General features: G+C 58.7%; 17 protein-coding genes. 7 read left to right on the top strand and 10 right to left on the bottom strand.

Annotated features, from left to right (window positions below):
* Positions 1 to 74: 74 nt before the first annotated feature.
* Positions 75 to 2,129: an NADH-quinone oxidoreductase subunit L gene (gene nuoL / locus ORG26_RS09455; protein ID WP_266368715.1), complete on the bottom strand. Its 2,055-nt coding sequence runs from the start codon at positions 2,127 to 2,129 to the stop codon at positions 75 to 77.
* Between the two features lie 198 nt (positions 2,130 to 2,327).
* Between nuoL and ORG26_RS09450 the strand changes: the two genes are divergently transcribed.
* Positions 2,328 to 3,305 carry a phytanoyl-CoA dioxygenase family protein gene (locus tag ORG26_RS09450; RefSeq protein WP_266368713.1) on the top strand — a complete coding sequence of 326 codons (978 nt, stop codon included), beginning with the start codon at positions 2,328 to 2,330 and terminating at the stop codon, positions 3,303 to 3,305.
* Here ORG26_RS09450 and ORG26_RS09445 read toward each other — a convergent pair.
* From ORG26_RS09445 to ORG26_RS09425, 5 genes are all read right to left on the bottom strand, one after another.
* Complete coding sequence (locus ORG26_RS09445) at positions 3,302 to 3,916, bottom strand: 2OG-Fe(II) oxygenase (protein WP_323134402.1); 615 nt, start codon at positions 3,914 to 3,916, stop codon at positions 3,302 to 3,304. The two genes, ORG26_RS09450 and ORG26_RS09445, sit on opposite strands and share 4 nt — an antisense overlap.
* Before the next feature lie 46 nt (positions 3,917 to 3,962).
* A complete protein-coding gene (gene nuoK, locus ORG26_RS09440; protein ID WP_323134401.1) occupies positions 3,963 to 4,274 on the bottom strand; it encodes an NADH-quinone oxidoreductase subunit NuoK in 312 nt (103 codons plus the stop codon).
* The gene (locus tag ORG26_RS09435; protein ID WP_266368711.1) at positions 4,261 to 4,803 is read right to left on the bottom strand and encodes an NADH-quinone oxidoreductase subunit J family protein; all 543 of its coding nucleotides are present in this window, start codon (positions 4,801 to 4,803) and stop codon (positions 4,261 to 4,263) included. Before ORG26_RS09435 ends, nuoK begins: the two co-directional genes overlap by 14 nt.
* A 25-nt stretch (positions 4,804 to 4,828) precedes the next feature.
* Positions 4,829 to 6,394 carry a 4Fe-4S binding protein gene (locus ORG26_RS09430; protein WP_266368710.1) on the bottom strand — a complete coding sequence of 522 codons (1,566 nt, stop codon included), beginning with the start codon at positions 6,392 to 6,394 and terminating at the stop codon, positions 4,829 to 4,831.
* 121 nt (positions 6,395 to 6,515) lie between these two features.
* Positions 6,516 to 8,924: an alpha-ketoacid dehydrogenase subunit alpha/beta gene (locus tag ORG26_RS09425; RefSeq protein ID WP_266368709.1), complete on the bottom strand. Its 2,409-nt coding sequence runs from the start codon at positions 8,922 to 8,924 to the stop codon at positions 6,516 to 6,518.
* Positions 8,925 to 9,168: 244 nt separating this feature from the next.
* Between ORG26_RS09425 and ORG26_RS09420 the strand changes: the two genes are divergently transcribed.
* Positions 9,169 to 9,618, top strand: coding sequence for a DUF1573 domain-containing protein (locus ORG26_RS09420; protein ID WP_266368707.1), 450 nt, complete (start codon positions 9,169 to 9,171; stop codon positions 9,616 to 9,618).
* Positions 9,619 to 9,798: 180 nt separating this feature from the next.
* Here ORG26_RS09420 and ORG26_RS09415 read toward each other — a convergent pair whose 3' ends face one another.
* Positions 9,799 to 12,705, bottom strand: a complete 2,907-nt coding sequence (locus tag ORG26_RS09415; protein ID WP_266368705.1) for a putative LPS assembly protein LptD — start codon at positions 12,703 to 12,705, stop codon at positions 9,799 to 9,801.
* Positions 12,706 to 12,973: 268 nt separating this feature from the next.
* Between ORG26_RS09415 and ORG26_RS09410 the strand changes: the two genes are divergently transcribed.
* The 3 genes from ORG26_RS09410 (at position 12,974) to ORG26_RS09400 (ending at position 16,621) form a co-directional block, all read left to right on the top strand.
* Complete coding sequence (locus ORG26_RS09410) at positions 12,974 to 13,750, top strand: N-acetylmuramoyl-L-alanine amidase family protein (protein ID WP_323134431.1); 777 nt, start codon at positions 12,974 to 12,976, stop codon at positions 13,748 to 13,750.
* A gap of 142 nt (positions 13,751 to 13,892) precedes the next feature.
* The gene (locus tag ORG26_RS09405) at positions 13,893 to 14,891 is read left to right on the top strand and encodes an MlaD family protein (RefSeq protein WP_266368703.1); all 999 of its coding nucleotides are present in this window, start codon (positions 13,893 to 13,895) and stop codon (positions 14,889 to 14,891) included.
* Positions 14,892 to 15,010: 119 nt separating this feature from the next.
* Positions 15,011 to 16,621 (top strand): acyl-CoA carboxylase subunit beta, encoded by a 1,611-nt coding sequence (locus ORG26_RS09400; protein WP_266368702.1) that lies wholly within the window; start codon positions 15,011 to 15,013, stop codon positions 16,619 to 16,621.
* An 86-nt stretch (positions 16,622 to 16,707) separates the two neighbouring features.
* Here the strand turns inward: ORG26_RS09400 and ORG26_RS09395 are convergent, their stop codons facing one another.
* The 3 genes from ORG26_RS09395 to ORG26_RS09385 form a co-directional block, all read right to left on the bottom strand.
* Entirely contained in the window at positions 16,708 to 17,982 is a 1,275-nt protein-coding gene (locus tag ORG26_RS09395; protein WP_266368700.1) for an ArnT family glycosyltransferase, read from the bottom strand.
* Positions 17,983 to 18,080: 98 nt separating this feature from the next.
* Positions 18,081 to 18,896: a glycosyltransferase family 2 protein gene (locus ORG26_RS09390; protein ID WP_266368698.1), complete on the bottom strand. Its 816-nt coding sequence runs from the start codon at positions 18,894 to 18,896 to the stop codon at positions 18,081 to 18,083.
* A gap of 248 nt (positions 18,897 to 19,144) precedes the next feature.
* On the bottom strand, positions 19,145 to 20,056 hold the full coding sequence (locus ORG26_RS09385) for a DUF1338 domain-containing protein (protein WP_266368696.1): 912 nt from the start codon (positions 20,054 to 20,056) through the stop codon (positions 19,145 to 19,147).
* A gap of 199 nt (positions 20,057 to 20,255) precedes the next feature.
* On the opposite strand from ORG26_RS09385, the gene ORG26_RS09380 reads away from it, so the two are divergent.
* The gene (locus tag ORG26_RS09380; protein ID WP_266368694.1) at positions 20,256 to 20,516 is read left to right on the top strand and encodes a hypothetical protein; all 261 of its coding nucleotides are present in this window, start codon (positions 20,256 to 20,258) and stop codon (positions 20,514 to 20,516) included.
* A gap of 169 nt (positions 20,517 to 20,685) precedes the next feature.
* Positions 20,686 to 22,320, top strand: coding sequence for a M14 family metallopeptidase (locus ORG26_RS09375; protein ID WP_266368693.1), 1,635 nt, complete (start codon positions 20,686 to 20,688; stop codon positions 22,318 to 22,320).
* The last annotated feature ends 1 nt before the right edge of the window (position 22,321 follow it).

Genomic DNA, 22,321 nt, shown 5'->3' with positions numbered 1-22,321 from the left:
ATTCCGCGATCTTATTTTTCGTAGCGCGGAATGATATTCCGCGGTTCTATTTTTTCCCGGAATGGTTTTCCGGGTTACAGTATCAACCAGATGATCAGCAGCAGGCCCATAACGGCCGCCACGATGTACGACTGCGCCCGCCCGCTTTGCACCTGCCTCGCCGCCGTCCCGAAACGGCCCGCCAGCCAGGCCGCTCCGTTGACCAGCCCGTCCACCAGATTGCGGTCGAGCCAGCCGACGACGTGCGCCGCCACCACATTGCCCATCGCCACCAGATGCACCAGGCCATCGACAACCTTCGCGTCGAAGCGCGACAAAGCGTCCGAAAACGTCAGCACCGGCTGGATAACGCCCTTCCAGTGCAGCGTATCCAGGTGCAGTTCCCGGTTCCGGAACCAGAAGATAAACCGCCGCTCGAAGCGGTGCAGCCGCCGCGCAAACGTATGGAACGGCCGGAACACCCAGCGGTCGGCCAGTTCGGCGGGGGCCAGGTCCGGCGTCAGCAACCGCACTTCGGGCAATTTGGGGTCGGTCGCGGGCAGGAAATAGCCCGTCAACAGCCCGACCGTCACCACCCCGACCGAAACCAGCGCAATCAGGAGATGCTCATAGGCCAGCCCCAGCGTCTCGTCGCCCGCCGAGAAGGCGTTGCTTTCCGCAAAAAGCCGGAAAAACCAGCTTTCCGTGGCCGAGAACGGGTTCCGGGAAAAAGTCAGTCCGAGGGAAAGGGCGGCCAGCAGCACCACCGGGCCGGTCATGCGCCAGTCCGATTCGTGAACCCGCGAAAAGGGCAGATCGACGTTCCGGTATTTGCCAAAAAAGATCAGATGCGCCTGCCGGGCCATGTAAACGGCCGTCAGCCCCGACGAAATCAGCGCCAGCGCGGGAACCAGTATGGCCCCGCCCGAGCGGTTCTGCGCCCAGTCGAACGAGCCGGTCAGCAGCGCTTCTTTGGACAGAAAGCCCGAAAACAGCGGGACACCGGCGAGGGCCGCCGCGCAGACAAGGTAGCCGATGAAGGTCACGGGCATGGCTTTGCGCAGCCCGCCCATCCGCCGCATATCCTGCGTATGGACGCCGTGGATGACCGAACCCGCCGCCAGAAACAACCCCGCCTTGAAAAACGCGTGGGTCGTCAGGTGGAAAAGGGCGCCGGAAACATTGCCCGTTCCCATGCCCACCACCATCAGGCCGAGCTGCGAGACGGTGGAATACGCCAGTACTTTTTTGATGTCGGTCTGAAAAACGGCGCTGTAGGCCGAAACCAGCATGGTAATCAGGCCGATGACGATGATGACCGTCAGGGCGTCGGGCGTCAGCAGCGGGTGAATGCGGGCGAGCAGAAAAATCCCCGCCGCTACCATCGTCGCGGCGTGAATCAGGGCCGAAACGGGCGTGGGGCCTTCCATGGCGTCGGGCAGCCAGGTCGATAGCGGGAACTGCGCGGACTTGCCCACGCAGCCGCAGAAGAGGCAAAGGCCCGTCAGCGTAGCGAAGGGCGTGGCGAGGTTCGGCTGGTCGAGGACTTCCGAAAATTCGGTGCTGCCGTAGGTGTAGTAGACCAGAAAAATACCGATCAGAAACCCGGCGTCGCCAATCCGGTTCATGACGAAGGCTTTCTTGGCGGCGGCGGCGGCTTCGGGTTTCCGGAACCAGAAACCGATCAGCAGGTAGGACGAAAGGCCCACCAGTTCCCAGAAAATATACAGGCCAATCAGGTTTCCGGCCAGCACAATTCCGAGCATGGACCCGACAAAAACGCCCAGAAAGCCGAAATAACGGTTTTTGTCCGGCTCGTCGTGCAGATACGAGGTGGAATACAGCTGGACGAGCAGGGCGATAAAATGCACAACCCCCAGCATCAGCAACGTTAGCGAATCGAGGCGAAAGGCAATGGGCAGGGAAAAATCCTGGAGCGCAATCCAGTCGGTACGCAGCGTAACCGGCTGACGGCCCGTCTGTATCATCACCCACACCGACAGGGCGAGGCCCGCCAGCGTCAGAACCGCCGAGGCCAGGCCCGCCACCGCATTAAAGCGCCGACCCGCCAGCAGCCAGCCGATTCCGTGGACAAACGGAAGCAGCAGAATAGTCCAAAGCAGCGTACGGAGCAGGTTTTCGTCAGGCATCAAAGCGGTGAAGCGGTTTCGTGGGGCAAATATCTTGAATAACCGCCCGAAAACAAATCCTGTTGTTCTTTGCCGCTTACGAAAAAGTAAGCCAGCATCAAGATTTTCAACACTTTGTTGGCTAGTTTTAGTGGTATTTATGAAAGAATTGATCTTTATTAAAGTATCCTATTAAACCACGTTAATATTTGTACTGTCATGCCTACTGCTGTCTTTCCCCAAAACTACACGGTAAATTTGCCCTGGGTCGAATCGCCGTTCTTCAAGAAAGAACTGAAAAGTGCGAATCTTGACCCGGAAACGGAGAAAATGGTCACCCAATTTGCGGAAGAAGGGTATGTCGTTTTTGACCCCGAAATCGATTTTTCGGTGCTCGACGAAGTGATTGCCTCTCTGGAAGAAAAACATCTGGCCACCAGCAACCTGCGGATTCAGGACGCGTGGGCGTACGCGGAAGCCGTGCGGCAGATCGCCATTGCGCCCAAGGTGATGGATCTGCTCCGGGTGCTGTACCGCCGCGAACCGATCCCGTTCCAGACCCTGAACTTCAAACTCGGCACGCAGCAGCGGACACACAGCGATTCGATTCACTTTCACTCGATTCCTCAGCGGTTCATGTGCGGTGTCTGGGTGGCGCTCGAAGACGTCCGGGACGACAACGGGCCGCTGCACTACTATCCCGGCAGCCAAAAACTGCCCTTCTACGACCTCGTGGACATGGGCCTGAAAGGCACTACGGCCCAGACCATTGAGGAAGTTTACGGTAAGACGTACATTAAATACGAAGATTTTCTGGAGGACATGATTCAGGCGCAAGGGTTGAAAAAATCCATCCTGAACATGAAAAAAGGGCAGGCCATCATCTGGTCGGCCAACCTGCTGCACGGCGGCGAGAAGATCAAAACCCCCGGCGCGACCCGCTACAGCCAGGTAACGCATTATTTTTTCGAAGACTGCGTATACTATACGCCGCTCCGTTCCGACGCCACGCTCGACAAACTGTTCATTCGCCAGATCATGAACATCGCCACGCGGAAAGTGGTCGAAAACAAGTACATGGACCAGACCCTGAACCAGGCGCACGAAGGCTATCCGCTGCGTTTTACGGTGCCGAAGACGCTGCTGTCACTGTCCCGGCTAATTCCGGCGCCGGTCAAGAAAATCCTGAAGCGCTAACGGGTTCTGAGCCAGCCTGTCAGGCTGATGCGCTCGCGGGTAGCCGGTTTGACTTCGTGCTCCAGCTTATCGCTCTCGAAGCAGACCAGCCGCCCGCCGAGCGGCAGCAGGCTGATGGCCTCTTCGGCTCCGTCCGGACCGGCTTTGTAAACTACCAGTTGCCCGCCGTCGGCTTCCTGCCAGTCCGTATTGAGGTAACAGATAACGGACATACGTCGCCGCGAATCCGTCCGGAAGCGGTCGAGGTGGCGTTTGTAAAACGTACCGGCGGGGTAGAGGGCGTAATGAATTTCTCCGTCCTGCAGGCCGAGGTAACACGTCCGGTTGAGGTAATCGACCAGACTCTGGAGGCGGTCGAGGTACTGCTGTTCTTCCGGCAGGGCGTTTTCGGCGTCGAGCCAGCAGATTTCGTCGCCGCGGATGGCCGTTTCGACCGTCACCTGCTGATTGCCGATACCGGCGGGCCTGAACGCGCCGTCCTGGTGGCGCTGGCGCAGCGTTCGGGTCAGGGCGGCTACTTCGTCCGGCGATAAAAAACCGTCGAGCACGCCGTAGCCCTGTTCCAGAATACCGTCGATGAGGCGTTCGAATTTATCTTCCAAAGTGAGCATGGCTGAGGGGATTTCGCGGCCGGTTCCGCGCGGAAAGTCAACGCGTTTATTTCTTCATTTCGCTGATTTCATCCAGCTGTACCGTCCGAAAGTGCTTGTGGACCTGCAGGATGATGGCCAGGGCCACGGCGGCTTCGGCGGCGGCTACAATCATGACAAACAGCGCCAGCATCTGCCCCTGCAGCCGGTCGGGATCGTACTGGCTGAAGGCGATCAGGTTGAGGTTCACGGCGTTCAGCATGAGCTCGATGCCCATCAGGACCATGATCGCGTGGCGTTTGATGACCACAATGGCCAGTCCGATGCTGAACAGGGCCGCGCTGATGAGCAGGTAATATCCGGGATTAATGACTTCCATCGTTGGTGGGGTTAACGCGGGCACCCGCCGCCAGCGTGGCCGCTCCGATGAGCGCTACCAGCAGCAGCAGACCCGCCAGTTCGAAGGGCAGACTGAACTCGGTCATCAACTGGCGGCCGATCAGTTCCGGGGTCTGCTGCCAGACGGCCTCCCGGTTGAACAGCACGAAGTTGGCCCGGACAAGCAGGCTGTACAGCGCCCAGAAAAGGCCCAGCGCCGTCAGCAGCGGCCAGAACCAGCCCCGGTGCCGGGTCAGAATGTAGTTTGGTTTGGACGCCGAATCGTTCGCCGATGGCCGCTTGTGGGTCAGCATCACCCCGAAAATGATCAGGACCAGAACACCGCCGACGTAGATCATCACCTGCGCCACGGCCAGAAAATCCGCTCCGGCGAGCACAAACAGGCCCGCCACGCCCAGCAGGGTTAGCAGCAGGAAAAACGCCGCATACAGCACATTCCGCGTGAGCAGCACCGCCAGCGCCGAGCCGAGGGTAAGAAGGGCAAAAAGCAGAAAAATAATCTGAACCACGATTGACGCTGATTACATGGATAAACTAGGATTCGTCGGAGGGCTGCTCCGGTTGGTCGGGCGTGGCGGGCTTCGGCTTCATCGTCGGCCGGAACGCCGGACGCGGTGAAGCCGCTTTGGGTGGCTCCGGTTCTGCGGGTTGCTCCGGTTCGGGCACAGAAGCCGCCGCCGGGCTCTCTGCCGCCGGTTTGGGCTTCATCGTCGGCTGGAACGCCGGTTTGGGCGCGGCCGCTTTCAGCTCTTCGGCGGGAGAAGCCGCTTCGGGTTCCGTCTTCGGCGTTTCGGTCGGAGGGGCCGGGTCGGGTGCCGCCGGTTTGGGCTTCATCGTCGGCCGGAAAGCTGGCTTCGGAGCGGCGGCTTTGGGTTCTTCCGGCTGGGTCGTCGGCCCGGTTTCTGCCTTGGGTTCTTCCAAGGGTGTCGGTTCGGCCGGAACGGACTCCGGGGCCGTCGGTTCCGGCGTACCGGCTTTCGGCTTCATCGTCGGGCGGAAAGCCGGTCGGGGTGCCGGTGCCGGGGGGGCTTCGGACGGCGGTGCGGCTTCCGCTTTGGGTTCGTCCGCGGCGGCGGGTTGGGGGATCGCCGGTTTCATCGACGGGCGGAAAGCCGGTCGGGCGGCGGGCCGGGCCGCTTCGGTCGCAATCTTTTCGGCCTCATCCGGAGTCGCCTGGGAAGGACGCGGGTCCTCGGGCGTCGAACTGGGCGAACGGTGGCCTTCGATCGGCTTCGGGTCATCGACCGGAATGACCACCCCGGCTTCATTCGGCACGGTGGTCGGCTCGTCCGTTTTCGGGGCCGCCCCGGGCTTCATCGACGGCCGGAAAGCGGGCCGGGCCGCCGGTTTGGGTGCCTCTTCGGGAGCCTGGGGCGGTTCCGGAGCGGTGGGCGTTTCGGCTTCGGCGGGTTTGGGAGCCGCGCCGGGTTTCATGCCGGGGCGGAAAACCGGACGCTTCGGGGCGGCGGGCGCTTCTTCGGCCGGTACTGTTTTCGCGGCGGCGGCCGATGCGGCGGCTTTCTCGGCGGCCTGTTTCGCCTTGAATTCTTCTTTTTCCCGCATAAACTGCTCGTACAACTCCCGCTTCTCCTCGGCCTGCTCGGGGGCGAGGTTGGTGAAGTGGTACGTCATGTTCCGGATGTCGAATTCGCTGTAATCGAACGTCTTCGTCATCGTCAGGCATTCGGTCGGGCAGACGGTCGTGCAAAGGCCGCAGTAGCAGCATTTGGCCATGTCGATGTCGAACTTACCCGCATACAGCCGGATGGGCGAGCCGTCGGAGGCTTTGCCGATTTCTTCGGTGGCCTTGATGGCTTCGATGCTGATGCAGTCTACCGGGCAGATTTTGGCGCACTTGTCGCAGACAATGCAGTCGTCGATTTCGTTGTGCAGCCGGTAGCGGCCGTTGTCGGGAATGGGAATCGTCTGGAACGGATACTGGAGCGTGACGATGCCGGTATCCTGATCAAAATAGGACGCATCCTGCACATTGATCGGCCTGCGGCTCTGCCGCGCCTGCCACAAATGGCGGAGGGTAAGCCTGAGTCCGGCCACCGAGGTGCGGATTCCTTCCTGTATATCTTTGAAATATTGAGTCATTTCGGTGCAAAAGTAGCGGTTTAAACGCAGAGGACGCTACGCTAAACGCAGAGTTCGCCGTGAAAATAACAGCGTTCCCGGTGTTTAGCCCAGCGTCCCCTTCGTGAAAACTCTTTTGCCCTTAATATAATTCCGGAAAACGGGCCGGTTCGGCTTCCCGCATCATCTCGTAAACGGCGTCGAATACGTCCTCCGCGCCCGGTTTTGAGAAATAATCCCCGTCGGAGCCGTAGGCCGGACGGTGGGCCTGAGCCGTCAGCGTGCGCGGTGCCGAATCCAGCCAGCGGTACGCATTTTGCTCTTCCACCACTTTCTGCATCATGTAGGCCGAAGCTCCGCCGGGGAAGTCCTCGTCGGCAAAAAGCACCCGGTTGGTTTTCTTAACCGATTCGATGATGGAGTGATGAATGTCGAAAGGCAGCAGCGACTGCACGTCGATGACCTCGATGCTGATGCCGAACGACTGCAACTGCTCGGCGGCTTCCAGCACCACGCGGCACATGGAGCCGTAGGTGACGATGGTGACGTCCGTGCCCTCGCGCAGAATTTGCGGAACGCCCAGCGGAACGCACATTGTGTCGAGGTTCTCGGGCAGACGCTCCTTGAGGCGGTAGCCGTTCAGGGGCTCGATGACGAGCGCCGGATCGTCGCCCTGCATGAGCGTGTTGTAGAAACCGGCGGCCTGGGTCATGTTGCGGGGCACCAGCACGTGCAGGCCCCGGAGGCTGTTGAGCATGGCCCCCATGGGCGAACCGGAATGCCAGATGCCTTCCAGGCGGTGGCCCCGCGTCCGGACGATGACCGGCGCAATCTGCCCGCTTTTGGTGCGGTAACGCAGCGTCGCCAGATCGTCGGTCAGGGTGGCCAGCGCGTAAAAAATATAATCGAAGTACTGAATCTCGACGATGGGCCGCAGACCGCGCATGGCCAGGCCGATTCCCTGCCCGACGATGGTGGTTTCGCGAATGCCCGTATCTGTAATCCGGAGCTTGCCGAATTTATCCTGCAAGCCCGCGAAGCCCTGGTTCACGTCGCCGATCTGGCCCACGTCTTCTCCCATCGCCAGCACGCGGGCGTCGCGGCTGAACAGGCTGTCGAAGTAACGCTGCATGAGCTGGTAGGCATCAACGACCGGGCTTTCGGCGCCGTACTCCGCCGGAACGGCCGCCACATTCATCGGCGAGGACGCGTACGGGCTGTAGAGGTGCGAGCTGAAACGGTCTTCGTTTTCAAGCTTGTTGCGCTCGACCCAGGCCAGCAGTCCCTGCCGGGCCGGGCTGTTTTCGCCCCGCAGATGACGCAGGGCTTTGCGCACGGCCGCTACCGCATCCCGGCGCAGCGGCGTGTGCGTCTGGCGGAGCTGCTCGCGGAGGGCGGCAATGGCGCCGGCATTGGCCGACGATTCGATAGCCTGCTGGAGCAGCGTCATGGCCTCGTCGAAATCGCCTTTCATGGAGGCGACGTAGGCACCCCAGGCGTCCTGTTTGGCCTGCTTGACGACCTGGGCGGCCTCCCGCTCGATGCGGTCGAGTTCGTCGGGCGTGGCGTAGCCGTTTTCCAGAATCCAGAGCCGGAACTGCCGGTTGCAGTCGTGCTCTTTTTCCCAGGTCAGGCGGTCTTTGGATTTGTAGCGTTCGTGGGAGCCGGAGGTTGAATGGCCCTGCGGCTGCGTCACCTGCTGCACGTGTACGAGCACCGGAACATGTTCTTCCCGGCAGATTCGGGCCGCCTTCTGGTAAGTTTCAATCAAAGCGGTATAATCCCAGGCCATTACGGTCAGGATTTCGAAGCCTTTGTCTTTTTCGTCCCGCTGAAAACCGGCCAGTGCTTTGGAAATGCTCGCTTTGGTCGTCTGGTATTCAATCGGGACGGAGATGCCGTAGCCGTCGTCCCAGACCGACATCAGCAGGGGCACCTGCAGCACGCCCGCGGCATTCATGGTTTCCCAGAACATGCCCTGCGAGGTGGAAGCGTCGCCGATGGTTCCGAAAACAATTTCGTTACCCTGACGCGAAAACTGCATCCTAGTATGTAAATCCGGATTCTGACGGTACAGTTTCGAGGCGTAGGCGAGGCCGAGCGCGCGCGGAAGCTGACCGGCGGTAGGGGCGATGTCGCTGACGGAATTGTAAAATTCGGTCTGTGTCCGCCACTGACCGGCTTCGTCGAGCCAGCGGGTGGCGTAATGGCCGTTCATCTGCCGACCGGCCGAGTGCGGGTCCGCTTCCACGTCCGTATGGGCGTAAAGCTGGGCAAAGAACTCGGTCCAGGTTAGTTGGCCCGTGGCCGCCACGAAGGTTTGGTCCCGGTAGTATCCTGAACGGAAATCGCCGCGCCGGAAAGCGGTGGCTGCCGCCAGCTGCGGAAGCTCCTTTCCATCGCCGAAAATGCCGAATTTAGCCCGGCCACCCATCACTTCCCGACGCCCGAGGAGACTTGCCTGACGGCTTTCCGAGGCCAGGCGGTAGTCGCGCAAAATTTTTTCACGCGTCAGAAGGTCGGTTTCGCTTATTGATTCGTTTACAATCACAGAACTGCCTTAATTTAAAGGTTGTCGGATAGTTTGCTGATGAAGTGGAGACGGTTCAATAGAGTCCCGTTCAGGTATTAGACGATTAAAAATAATAGAAAGTTTGACAGCTTTCAAAGAACCTTTTTTTTCACAATCTTTGTTTTGAGTGCAATTGCCGATATTTATTTGGCAAACCTTTTGCGGCAGTTCCGAATTATTGAGCGTAACGACTAATTTTTTATAACTAAATTTTTCAAAAGCGATGAAAAAAGTTTTTTCACTTTTCGTAGTTCTTTTTGCAATTACTACGGTCGCCTTCGCCCAGAAAGGGGTGGTCAAGTTTGCCAAGGAGTCGCACGACTTCGGCAAAATTGAGCAGGGTAAGCCGGTGACGTTCACCTTTGAATTCACCAACACGGGCACCGACCCCGTAGTAATTTCGAATGCCCAGCCGTCCTGCGGTTGCACGACGCCGGACTGGACCAAGAGCGCCGTCCTGCCGGGCCAGAAAGGCTACGTGAAGGCTACGTACAACGCTGCCGCCATGGGTCAGTTTAACAAAACCGTAACGGTCACCAGCAATGGCGAACGGCCGCAGATTTTCCTCGAACTGCGCGGGGAAGTGGTAGCGCCGAAGGAAGCCCAGTCTGCCGCTGCTGCCCCGACGCCGGCCCCGGCCATTAAAAAGAAAGTTGCCAAGACAACGCGATAAATTTCTCTTGTCATGCATGAAAAAAGGGCGACTCCAACGAGTCGCCCTTTTTTCATGCATGACAAGAGAAATGATTGAATGTTGAATGATTGAGTTTTGAATGATTGATCTGCTTCGCAAGGCTAGAATTTGGCGGAGCCATTCAACCTATCAATCATTCAAAACTCAATCATTCAACCATTAAAACATCGTTCCCACATTAAGTCCGCCACGGCTGCGGCGGCTGAGTTTCAGGTCCTGGAGGATGCTGGAACGGGCGCGCAGGTCGAAAGAAAAGTAGTTGGCCCGGTACCGGTTGCCGGAGAACGGCGTCCAGCTAAAGCTCATGTCCCAGCAGTGCAGGTCGCGGTTGATGGAAACGGTCGTCAGGGACGGAGCCCGGGCAACGATGTCGTAACCGGAGTTGATCGAAACCTTCCACTTGGGCGTCAGGCTGAAGTCGCCCGTAATTTGCAGCGTCTGGATGATCGTGCTTTGGGTCGGCGTAAATTTGTTCAGGCTGAAGTTGTAGCTCAGGTTCAGGTTCCAGGGAATCGTGAAATCCACGTATTCTTCCGGATTCAGACGAATGTCGTTGATCTGTGCCTGCTCGGCGGGCGTGGTTCCCTGGACCTGCTGCCCCACGGTCCGCGCCCGGTTCTGGTTCGCGCCTTTCGGATTGAAGCTCGTGCTGATGAAGAAGTTCAGATTCTGCAGATGCAGCGGCGCCTGCTTCAGGTCGCTGTTGAGGGCGAGTTTGTTGGTCCGCGTCAGCACCACATCGCCTTTCGTACCCCGCTGGACAATCCGGCCGTCGGCTTCGATGATGTACACGTTGGTGGTCCGGGGAAGGTACTCGAACGCGTACGGATCGAACGTCGCTGCAAAGTTAAAGTTCACTTTCTTCAGAATCTGCGTGTTGGCGCTCAGGTTGACCGGCGAGAAGTTGAACTGCGGCGCGAAGATGTTGTACCCGCCCGAAAGGCTGATGTTGTCGAACAGCGAAATCTTCTCAAACTCACTCTTGGCCGAGTCACTGCGCGACCGCACCTTCATCTCAATCTGGTTGACGAGGCTGTAACTTATGCTGGCCTGCTGGCCCGGCGAAGCCCCGCCGCTCCCGCCGAATCCGCGGAAGTTGGAGGTGCGCAGGGGCTCCCCGGCGGCGTTGCGAAAGCCTTCAATGGCCGTCGAAAACGAGTTCGACAGGTCGGGAAGGTAACTGAACGAGACCGATGGGGCGATCGTATGCCGGATGGCCTGCACCCGTCCCAGCCGCACGAAATACGTGCCGTAGGCCCGCGTGTTCACGCTGCCGTTGAACGATACGGAATACGTGCTGAAAACGCCGCCCACGGTGTCGATGCGGTAGGCGATGTCGCTGGTGCCGGGAATGCTCTGCCGGGTAAACTGAAGCTTTTTGGTGTACAGGTCACCCTGAAACGAAATACCCGGCGTGAAGTTGATGTACCGCGCAATCTTGAAGTTCGGCAGCGAAATGGGAATCGAATACCGGCTCTGCACCTGCATGTTGCGCAGCAGTTCCGGCAGTGTTTCGAGGTTGAACGGATACAGATTCTGCCCGACCTGCGAGAAATCGCCCGACCGGACGCGGTTCAGACTGTCGATGCGGGCCTGAATGGTGTCGCCCCGGATGTTGGCCAGCGACGTCAGAATCACCGGAAAACCGAGGCCGGTGGTGTCGATGCGGCGGCGGACGTTGTTGATCTGCGCCGACGCGTTGAAATCAAAGCCCACCCGGAACGACTCGTACCACTGGCCCGTTCCGCCGCGCAGGGCGAAGGGCGCAATCTGCGTGACGCCCAGGTTCACATCGGCCGAAACGTCGGTTTGCCCGTTTTCCCGCAGGCCGGTGAGCTGGTTGAAGCGTCCAAAGTTCTGGTTGACGCGGAAGTTGGCCCCGCTCCGGACATACTGCCCGAACTGGCGGCTGTACTGCACCGACGAGCCGGCCACGTTCCGGATGGTCTGCTGCAGGCTGGTAGCGTTGAGCTGGCTGTAGCTGTTACTGGCGACGTTGACGTTGGCCGAAAACGACGACCGGGCACCGCGGTTCTGAGGCGCGTGCGACCAGATGATGCTGAAGTCGTTGCTGGGCGCCTGGGCCTCCACAATGCGGTTGAGCCGGTTGCGGGAATAGCGCAGCGCAAACTGGCCGCCATAGCGGTAGCGTTTCAGGTACTGCGATTCGACGCCCGCGCCCCAGCTGCCGTTGGAGTAGATCGAGGCTTTGAACTGCATGCCGATGTACTCGTTCAGAGCCCAGTAATAGCCCCCGTCGCGGAGGAAGAACCCGCGGCCGTTGGGCTCTTCGCCGTACTGCGGAAAGATCAGCCCCGAAGTCCCGATCTCTTTCTTTTTGGGTATCGGAAAAAAGCCGAAGGGAAGCCCAAGCGGCAGCGGCACTTCGTTGACGGCCAGGTAGAACGGGCCCGCGACGACCTGTTTGTTGTGCACCACCTTGATTTTTGTGGCCGCAATGTGGAAGTGGGGCGTCGTCAGGTTACAGGTGGTGTAAATGGGCGTCTGCCCGTTCGCACGACCGATGTATACGTTGTTGTCGGCGTCCTTTTTTACGCGCGGGCCGCGGATATTGCCTTCGCCCTGCGCGGTGATGACGCTTGAAATGATTCCCTTTTTGGTCTTAAAATTGTAGCGGATTTCCTTGGTGTTGTACGTATCGGCACCATCCTGAAAAATCGGCTGCCCGATCCACTTCCGGGTGGTGGAGTCGTAACGACCCCGCGCAAACACTTCGTTGGTTGCGTAGTTCAGACGAATGTAGTCGGCCTGCAGCGTAATGTCGCCGTAGTTGACTTCCGCCTCTCCGAAAAGCTCGTAAATCCGGCCGGTGGCGTCAAAGAAGGACGAGTCCCGGGATTTGGACTTGACCGACGTCTGGAACTGCCGGTCGATGGTCATGGTGTCGCGGACGGTGGTATCCAGCGGGGTCGCCGTGCGGTTCGGCCGAAGGGTATCGCCGGGGGCCGCCGGGCGAACGCCGGTAGCGGGTGTCGCCGGGGCTCCGGCCGCGGGCAAACGTCCGGATGCGGGCCGACGAACCGGGTTCTGCTGCGCTGAAGCCACCAGTGCGGCCGTCAATAAGCAAAGAACCCAGCAAATCCGTATAATAAAGTATGTGTTTCTCAGTTTTATCAAAAAAATTACATTTGCTACAATGGGGTGTTCAGGTGGGAACACCTGTACCTTTCAGAATTACAAAGTTAGTCGCTAACTTTTATCCCATACTGCTTTGAAACGGATTGCGTTGTTAAAAATTATTAAAACCTGCTTCCAGACGGCGGCAACCTCAGCGTTTGCGGTTCCGCTGCTGAGCTTTGTTCTTTTGTCGCAAGTGCCCCAGCAGGTGCAGCAGCCCGCTCATCGCGACAGCAGCGGTACGGACGAGATGCCGGAAGGCCCCGGTCGGCTGCGCACGGTGGTGCTCGATGCCGGTCATGGCGGGAAGGACCCCGGCTGCGTGGGCCGAACTTCCCGCGAATCCCGGATAGTGCTCAAGATCGCCCTGAAGGTGGGGCAGCGGATCAAGCAGGAGATGCCGGGCGTCCGGGTCATCTATACCCGTTCGACGGATAAGTTCATCGAACTCAGCGAACGCTCCAACATTGCCAACCGCAACAAGGCCGACCTGTTCATCTCGATTCACTGCAACGCCAGTCCGAGCAGCAGCCGGGTGTACGGCACGGAAACCTACACGATGGGTCTGCACAAGACCAACGGGAACCTGGATGTAGCCAAGCGGGAAAACGCCGTTATCAAGAAAGAGGAAAATTATCAGGAAACCTACAAGGGCTTCGACCCGGACTCGCCGCTGGCGCACATCATGCTGGCCAATTACCAGCACGCGTTCATGAACAGCAGCATCGATTTTGCCCAGAAAGTGGAATACTGCTTCAAAAAATACGCCGACCGGTCGAGCCGGGGCGTGAAACAGGCCGGTTTTCTGGTTCTCTGGCGCACAACCATGCCGAGCGTGCTGATCGAAACAGGCTACCTGACGAATCCGAACGAAGAGCGCTATCTCGCCTCCGAAGCGGGTCAGGATGAAATTTCAGCGTCTATCGTTCAGGCGTTCAAAGCGTATAAACACGAAGTGGATACCGTAGACTAACGCCGCAAATTTCTAACTTCGCACCGAATTTAATTGTTGATTGAGCGAATGAGTGAATGAGCGAATAGCTCCGCTTTGTCAAGTAGTCGTTTGTCAGCGGAGCCATTCGCTCATTTACTCATTGGCTCATTCACTCATTACCATGAAACTATCCCAGGAAGCTAAAATCGGCCTTCTCGCGCTCGTCACCATGACGATGCTTTATTTTGGATTCAATTACCTGAAAGGCTCTGACATTTTTTCCCGCACCAATAAATTCTACGTCATCTACGATAACATCGACGGGCTGACGACGTCCAACTCCGTGCTGCTGAACGGCCTGGCCGTGGGGCGCGTGGAGCGGATCGAGATTTTGCAGGACCGTGGCAATCAACTGCTGGTGATGCTGGACGTGAAGAAAGACATCATCGTTCCCGTCGGCACCAAAGCCATCCTGGCCGATGCCGGGGTGCTGGGCGGAAAACAGATCCGGCTGGAACTGGGCACGGGGCAGCCCCTCGAAAAAGGCGATACGCTGGTGAGTGCCAAAGAAAAGGGCCTCACGGCCCAGGCGCAGGAGAAACTGCCGCCCGTGCTCAATAAGGTCGATTCGCTGATGGCCAGCCTCAACCGGGTGGTCGGCTCTTTCGACCAGACGGCGACCGTTCTGAACCGCACGCTGGCCTCCACCGAACTGGCTACGGGAACGCTGAACCAGACCCTCGCCGAAAACCGCCAGAACCTGAATGCGCTGATGGGCAACCTGAACCGGCTTTCGGCCAACCTCGTCGAAACCGAACGGCAGCTGAAACCGATTCTGGCCAAAGCCAACACCTTCACGGATTCGCTCAATGCCCTGCAACTGCGGCAGACGCTCAACAACGCCAACCGCACGGTGGGTACGCTGCAGACGATGCTGGCCGACATCAACCGCGGACAGGGCACGCTCGGGAAGCTGAAAAGCGACGAAAAGCTGTACGCCAACGTCACGGCCACGACCGCCAGCCTCGACCGCCTGCTGACCGACCTGCGCGAAAACCCGAGGCGGTATGTGCATTTCTCGCTCTTTGGTCGCAAGGAAAAGGCAAACGGCAAAACGGAAGCCATTTCGCCGCTGCCCACGGTCACCCCGGCGGCGGATACGGTCAAGCCCGTTCAGTAACCGAAACTTCGATTTTGTGCAACAGCCCCGGCAAACCCGGGGTTTTGTTTTTTCGGTATATTGCCGTTATTCATCAACACGCCTGACACACCTTCAACATGATTGCAACGGAAACTCCTTTGACTCCTTTCCTTGACGAACTAGCCCGCCGCGCGGCCCTGACCCGGCTCGGCGGCGGACCCAAAAAAATTGAGGATCAGCATAAAAAAGGCAAACTCACCGCCCGCGAACGAATCGATTACCTGACCGACCCGAACTCGCCTTTCCTGGAAATCGGCCTGTTTGCCGGGGAGGGAATGTACGCCGAACACGGCGGCTGCCCGGCAGGCGGCGTCGTGACCGGCATCGGGTACGTGGCGGGCCGCGAATGCGTCATCGTGGCGAACGACGCGACGGTGAAGGCCGGTGCCTGGTTTCCCATCACGGCCAAAAAGAACCTGCGGGCGCAGGAGGTAGCGATGGAAAACCGCCTGCCGATTATTTACCTCGTCGATAGCGCGGGCGTTTACCTGCCGCTGCAAAATGAGGTTTTTGCCGATAAAGAGCACTTCGGACGGATGTTCCGCAACAATGCGCAGATGTCGGCCCTGGGCATTGTGCAGGTGGCGGCCATCATGGGCAGCTGCGTGGCGGGCGGGGCTTACCTGCCCATCATGTCGGACGAGGCGCTGATCGTGGAAGGGACGGGCTCGATTTTTCTGGCGGGTCCGTATCTGGTCAAAGCGTCGATCGGCGAGGAGGTGGATGCCGAGACGCTGGGCGGAGCCTCGACCCACTGCGAGATTTCGGGCGTAACGGACAACAAGTACCCCGACGATAAAAGCTGTCTGGACGCCATCCGCCGTATTTTCGAGAAAATGGGCGCTCCCGACCAGGCGGGATTTAACCGGGTAGCCCCGGCCCCGCCCGTCAAACGTCCGGAAGAAATTTACCAACTGCTGCCCGCCGACCGCGTCAAGCCGTACGACATGCGCGAGATCATCGACCGGCTGGTGGATCATTCGGAGTTTGAAGAATACAAGGAACTCTACGGACAGACGATTCTGTGCGGATACGCCCGCATCGACGGCTGGGCCGTGGGCATCGTGGCCAACCAGCGCAAGGTCGTCAAGGCCAAAGGAAAAACCGGCCAGCCCTCGGAAATGCAGATGGGCGGGGTCATTTACTCGGATGCCGCCGACAAAGCCGCCCGCTTCATCATGAACTGCAATCAGAAAAAGATTCCGCTGGTCTTTTTGCAGGACGTGACGGGCTTTATGGTCGGAAGTCGTTCGGAGCAGGGGGGCATCATCAAGGACGGAGCCAAGATGGTCAACGCGATGGCCAATTCGGTGGTGCCGAAATTTACGGTCGTGATCGGCAATTCGTACGGGGCGGGCAATTACGCCATGTGCGGCCGGGCTTACGATCCGCGTCTGATGATCGCCTGGCCGACCGCCCAGATGGCCGTTATGAGCGGGGCGTCGGCGGCCAAAACGCTGCTGCAGATTCAGGTGGCGGCGATGAAAGCCAAAGGCCAGCCGATGACGCCGGAACAGGAGCAGGAACAGCTGCAGAAAATCACGAACCAGTACAACGAGCAGCTTTCGCCCTACTACGCCGCCGCCCATCTCTGGGTCGATGCGGTGATCGATCCGCTGGAAACCCGGCAATGGCTTTCCTCAGGCATGGAAGCGGCCAACCACGCGCCGATTACGAAGGCGTTTAATGTGGGCGTCATTCAGACGTAGCGGGCCCGGTCCACTGGACGTTTGGCGTTTGGGAGTACCGGTTCTGCAGCCGTTAACCACCGGCAGGCATCAAACGTCCAGATAACTTACTTGTCAAATCTGGCCGAAATCTTCACCACGCTGCTCAGCACGTACGCCATCCACACCAGCAGGATCGGCACGATGACGTAGAAAAGCCGCTGGTAGGCGCTCGCCGCCGTGCTTCCGGCCAGATAAATCAGCGCAAAAAGCAACAGGAAGCGCACCGGATAGGCCATTCTTCGCCAGTTCAGCGCCGTAGGAATGAGGCTCAGCAGGAACAGCGACAGGAAAAAGCCGTTGACGATAATTTTCTTGAGCAGCCCCGGGTCCTGAAAACGGTAGGAGAACGGGTAGCTGAAAAACAGGCGCCCGAGGTTGTTGAAGCAGTTTTCCAGAAACTTCTTCGGATGCGCTTTGATGTTGCGGATGGCCAGCCGTTTGAAGGCATCGTCGCGCTCCAGGCCACGGTACGAATAAATCTCTTTGTAGTCGGCGGCGTGATTGGCTTTCAGGATTTTGACGTTGAGCGAATCAGCCGCCGGATAAGGCGAAATAAAGGCGAAATCCAGATTTTCGTCGAACCACTCGCCGTACTCGTCCGCGTGCGGGGTGGTCATCCAGTACAGGCTCATCCCGCCCGAATTGCCCCAGTAGAGCGTCCGGCCGGTCAGCTGGTAGGTGTACAGGAGGTACGGCACCGTCGTAGCAAACGCCACCACCAGCACCAGCAGGCTCCGCCCATACGCCCGGTTCCGGCGATTGAGCAGCCACAGCAGCGCGTTGCCGCCCAGCATCAGCAGCAGCACGTACCCGAACATCACCTTCACCAGAGCCGTGTAGCCGATCAGAAACCCGGAAAGAAGGAGCCACCGGCGGCCGCCTTCCCCGTACAACCGGGTGAGGCTGTAGGCCAGCGCCGCGCACAGGAAGCTGACGAGCGTTTCGGTCATCAGAATCGGCAGCAGCTGGTACGTGATGAAGTACAGTCCCCAGAACACCGCCGTAGCCAGTGCCCAGCCGGGAGCCGTCAGCCGCCGGAGCGTCAGGTAGACAAGCACGACCGACCAGTACAGAAAAAGGGCGTTCGAGAGCGTAAGGACGAGAACGGGTACCCCGAGCGCAATCAGCGGTGCCAGAAACAGCGGGTAACCCGGGCCGTTCCAGAGGTAAACATCCGGTGGCGGCGGCGAGTAAAAGCCTTTGAGCAGATTCTGGGCGTACCAGTAGTACCGGTCGCCGTCCATCACCATTGGGTTGTGCCGAAGCACCACTATGGCGACGTACAGGGCCAGAAACGGCAGAAACAGCAGGTACGGATTGCGAATACGAAGTACGTTCATGGACATCAGCGGACTGGGTCGCAGCGCCGGGCAGAGTTTTTCGACCAATCTCCGCTAAGCTTTCTCCCTCCGCCGGGCGCTGCGCTCCAACCTCTCTTTTACAGCTTCAGAAAGCCGTATTTCATAATACAGTAAATGGCCCGGAAGCCGTCTTTCCAGTTGATTTTCTTGCCCTCGGCGTAGGTCCGTCCGTAATACGAAATGCCCACCTCGTAGATGCGGATTTTCGGAATCCGCGCGATTTTTGCCGTAACCTCAGGTTCGAAGCCGAAGCGGTTTTCTTTCAGGACAATCGGCTTGATGATTTCGCTGCGGAACAGTTTGTAGCACGTTTCCATGTCCGTCAGGTTCAGGTTCGTGGACATGTTCGACAGAAACGTCAGGAACTTGTTGCCGATGGTGTGCCAGAAGAACAGAATCCGGTGCGGCCGTCCGCCCATGAACCGGCTTCCGAACACGACGTCTGCGAAACCGTCGAGCACGGGCTGGAGCAGGATGTTGTATTCGTTGGGATTGTACTCCAGATCGGCGTCCTGAATGACGATGTAGTCGCCCGTGGCGTACTTTATACCCGTGTGCAGAGCCGCGCCTTTGCCTTTGTTCACCTCGTGCTTATAATACTGAATATCGTCGGCCAGGTCTACTTCCGTGGCCACCAGCATGGCTTCCGACTCCAGCAGGGCACTGCTGCCGTTGCCGAAGGTAGCCTCCTGGGCCACCTCCCGCTGCTGTTTCCGGTGCCGGGCGATGTACTGGAGCAAAACCGTTTCGGTATTGTCCCGCGAACAGTCGTTGACGAGAATGATTTCCTTCGTCAGTCCGGCGGGGAGTTGGACCATTTTTACCCGGTCGAGCAACTGGGTGATGGTTCGTTCTTCGTTGTAAACGGGAATAATGATAGAAAGCTTTTCCATGCGTTAAGTTTTCAAGCTACGGTTCTGCGGTGTCTTCTGATACCGCTCCTGCAATGCCGCTAAGCCATTGAGCTATCCGGGCATCCCTCCATTACCAGACATAGGCTGTCGAACGGAAAGCCGCTTGCCCGAGTTTGGTAATTCTTAACGCATTCAAAATCGTGCCAATCCTGCTGGAACGAAGTTATTTATAAGACAAAAAAGCCCGCTCGGGTAAGGAGCGGGCCTGCGGCTGGCAGCCGGTGGGGCTACTGATGAGTCTGGGAGGTGAAGGTACTTTCGAAAATCTTGTCGGCGTTTCCGGCCTCGAAGCCGTCGCGGCGGTGCTCCCGGCGAATCTGGTCGGGCGGCAGGTGCGCAAACTGGGGCAGCACCCGGCGTTCGGCGAATTCGACGTACGAGCCCGCAATCCGGTGCGTTTCGCCCCCGGCAAATTCGGCGTCGAGCATCTGCGCCACCGTGGACGCCTGCAACAGCACCCCGTCCGGGCTGGTTTTGACGACGCCCCCGGCGGTGTTAAGCCGGAAGCCGCGCCGTTCGAGAAAAGCCACAAAATCCTGAATGGTATGATAGCCCGGTTTCAGATTGTGCACGCTGACCGTAAAATGATTCAGGTAATAGCGGTTATAGATGACCCAGGCGGCGTATTCGCTTTCGGCCAGCAGCGTCTGGTAATCCGCCAGCGTCGGGGTGCGCCACAGCGGCTGGTGCAGAAAGGCATCGACCGCCGCCGCATCGTCCAGGTTCAGGCCGTCGACCGGGTCGGCGGTGACGGTATCCGTGTAGGAATGAATGATGGCCTGCGCCCGCTCCGACAGCTCGTGTACCCGCAGTTCGCTGACAAAAATCCGGGGAAAACGCGGTTCGGGCGGCGCGTACCAGTAAGCCGTCAGTTTTTTCTCCGCAAAATTGTAGAAATCCCGTTTCTGGTAGCCGTAATGCAGAAAAATCTTCTCGAAGGACTGGATACCCAGGTTCGGAACGCCCATCGTCCGGAAGGCGATATGATCGTTTTCGATCTCTCCGGCCGACCCGATGACGCCCTCGTCCATCAGGGCATTCACAACGCCCGAAACGTCGGGCACCCGTTCCCGGTAGCGGCTCATCAGGCCGTTCATTACCTCGTCGAGCAGCATCAGTTTGTCTGGTGAAGTAGTCATAGTCAAGTAAATGGATGACTTGGCAAGGTAGTAAAAACGCTTAATCTCCTTTTAATTTTTTACCCAAGAACAAAGTCTATAAATTTGGTATGAACTTTGAAAAGAGCTTACTGTCCCGTAACGAATTACTCATTTATTTCAAGCGTAGCCGATGCTAGTGTATGGAACTCTGCTCCTGATCGGGAGCTATTTGATTGGAATGCTGTATATCTTCAGTAAAACGCAGAAACGTTGTACCTGTACCCACTGCAAGACAGACATTCACCTGGAACGCACCACCAAGCCTTCCTATTTTAAGCGCTACTACAACTTTCTGCCCCTGAAGGCCTACCGCTGCCGGCGTTGCGCCAAAACGTTTTTCATCCATAATGAAACGCCGGGTGTCGAGCCGATTCGCATGGATGAGCAGGTGCTGTCGACCGCGCCGAGGACGGTTCGGAAAGAAGATACCGTGTACTGACAACCCGCGCGACCGGGCACCGAACCTAGTCCGGCACGCCGTAAGTCAGAAAAGCCAAAGGCCGCTTCCGAAAAGGGAGCGGCTTTTTTCGTATTTTGGGCGTTTGTTTCAACCCAACTCCTAATTCATCAACCGTACTTGCATGGTGAATACCCGTTTACTATCCTGTATGCTGGCCGGATGTCTGGTCAGTAGTCTCTCGCTCGCCCAAACCCCCGGTTATCACTCCCATGCCCAGCTGACGACCCGTCTTCGCAGCCTGACGGCCAAATATCCGGCGCTTTCGCGCATGGAATCCGTCGGGACGACCCGCAGCGGCAAAGCCGTTTATGTGCTGACGCTTGGCCGGGGCGATGCCGCCAAAAAACCGGCCGTGGCCATTGTTGCGGGCGTTGACGGCACCCATCCGGCCGGCAGCGAACTCGCCGTTCAGCTGGCCGAAAAGCTGCTGGCGGCCTCCGGGCAGGACAGCGTGGCGCAATTGCTCAACAGCAAAACGTTCTACATCTTCCCGAATGTAAACGCCGACGCCCTGGAACAGGCCACCGCCGCCCTTAAATACGAGCGCCCCGGCAACGGCTCGGATACCGACGACGACCGCGACGGCCGCTCGGGCGAAGATCCGTTTGAAGACCTCAACCGCGACGGCCTCATTACGCAGGTCCGCGTGGAAGACCCGACCGGCACCTTCGTGCCCAGCAAGGACGACCCGCGCGTGCTGGTCAAAGCCGACCCCGCCAAAGGAGAGTCCGGCCGCTACCTCATCATCTCGGAAGGGACGGACAACGACAAAGACGGCCAGTTCAACGAAGACGGCCCCGGCGGTGTTCATCTCGACAAGAATTTCACGTTCGACTACCCGATTTTTGTGCCCGGTTCGGGCGAAATGGCGGCTTCTGAACCCGAAGTGCGCGGACTGCTGGATTTTCTTTACAAAGCCCCGAACGTCTATGCCGTGCTGACCTTCGGGCCGTACAACAACCTTTCGGAAGCGCCCAAGTTCGACCGGGCAAAAACCGCGCGCCGCATCGTGACCGGGCCGCTCGAAAAAGACGCCACCGCGGGCGACCATGTTTCGAAGCTCTATAACGCGCAGACCGGACTGAAAGACGCTCCGGCCATGCCCGCCGCCAAAGGGAATTTCGCCCAGACCGCCTATTACCACTACGGCCGCCTGAGCTTCTCGACCCCGGGCTGGTGGGCACCGAAAGAGGCAAAAGAGGCAGGACAAGGAACAAAAGACGCCCCGGCGGCGAAACCTTCCGACAACGAGGATATTCGGTTTCTGCGCTGGGCTCAGGCCAACAACGTGCCCAATGGATTCGTAAACTGGACGCCCGTGGAGCATCCGGACTTCCCCGGTCGCCGGGCGGAGGTGGGCGGCATGGTCCCGTTTGCGAAGTACAACCCGCCGGTATCGTTTCTGAATGAGGCGGCGGACCGGCACCTGAAATTTGTCACGGCGCTGGCGCGGCAGATGCCCGTCATCGACGTCGTGAACGTCCGGACGGAGGCTCTGGGCGGCGGACTGACGCGCGTGACGGCCCAGGTGGTCAACAAGGGGCTGCTGCCGACGGGGGCGGAAATCGGCGACCGGGTGCGGTTTGTGCCGAAGATGAAAATCGAAATGAAGCTGGGCAACGGCCAGAGCGTCGTTTCGGGCCGCCGGATGATTCTGCGCGGGCCAATGGCGGCGGGCGAATCGGTGGAAGTGAGCTTCCTCGTCAGCGGCACCGGCCGCGCCACGCTCGAAGCGGGCAACGCCATGACCGGCACCAAATCAGTAGACGTAACCCTCCGATAAA

It is taken from the genome of Tellurirhabdus rosea (assembly GCF_026278345.1).
Taxonomy (GTDB): domain Bacteria; phylum Bacteroidota; class Bacteroidia; order Cytophagales; family Spirosomataceae; genus Tellurirhabdus; species Tellurirhabdus rosea.
This window is presented reverse-complemented; position numbering and strand designations above follow the sequence as displayed.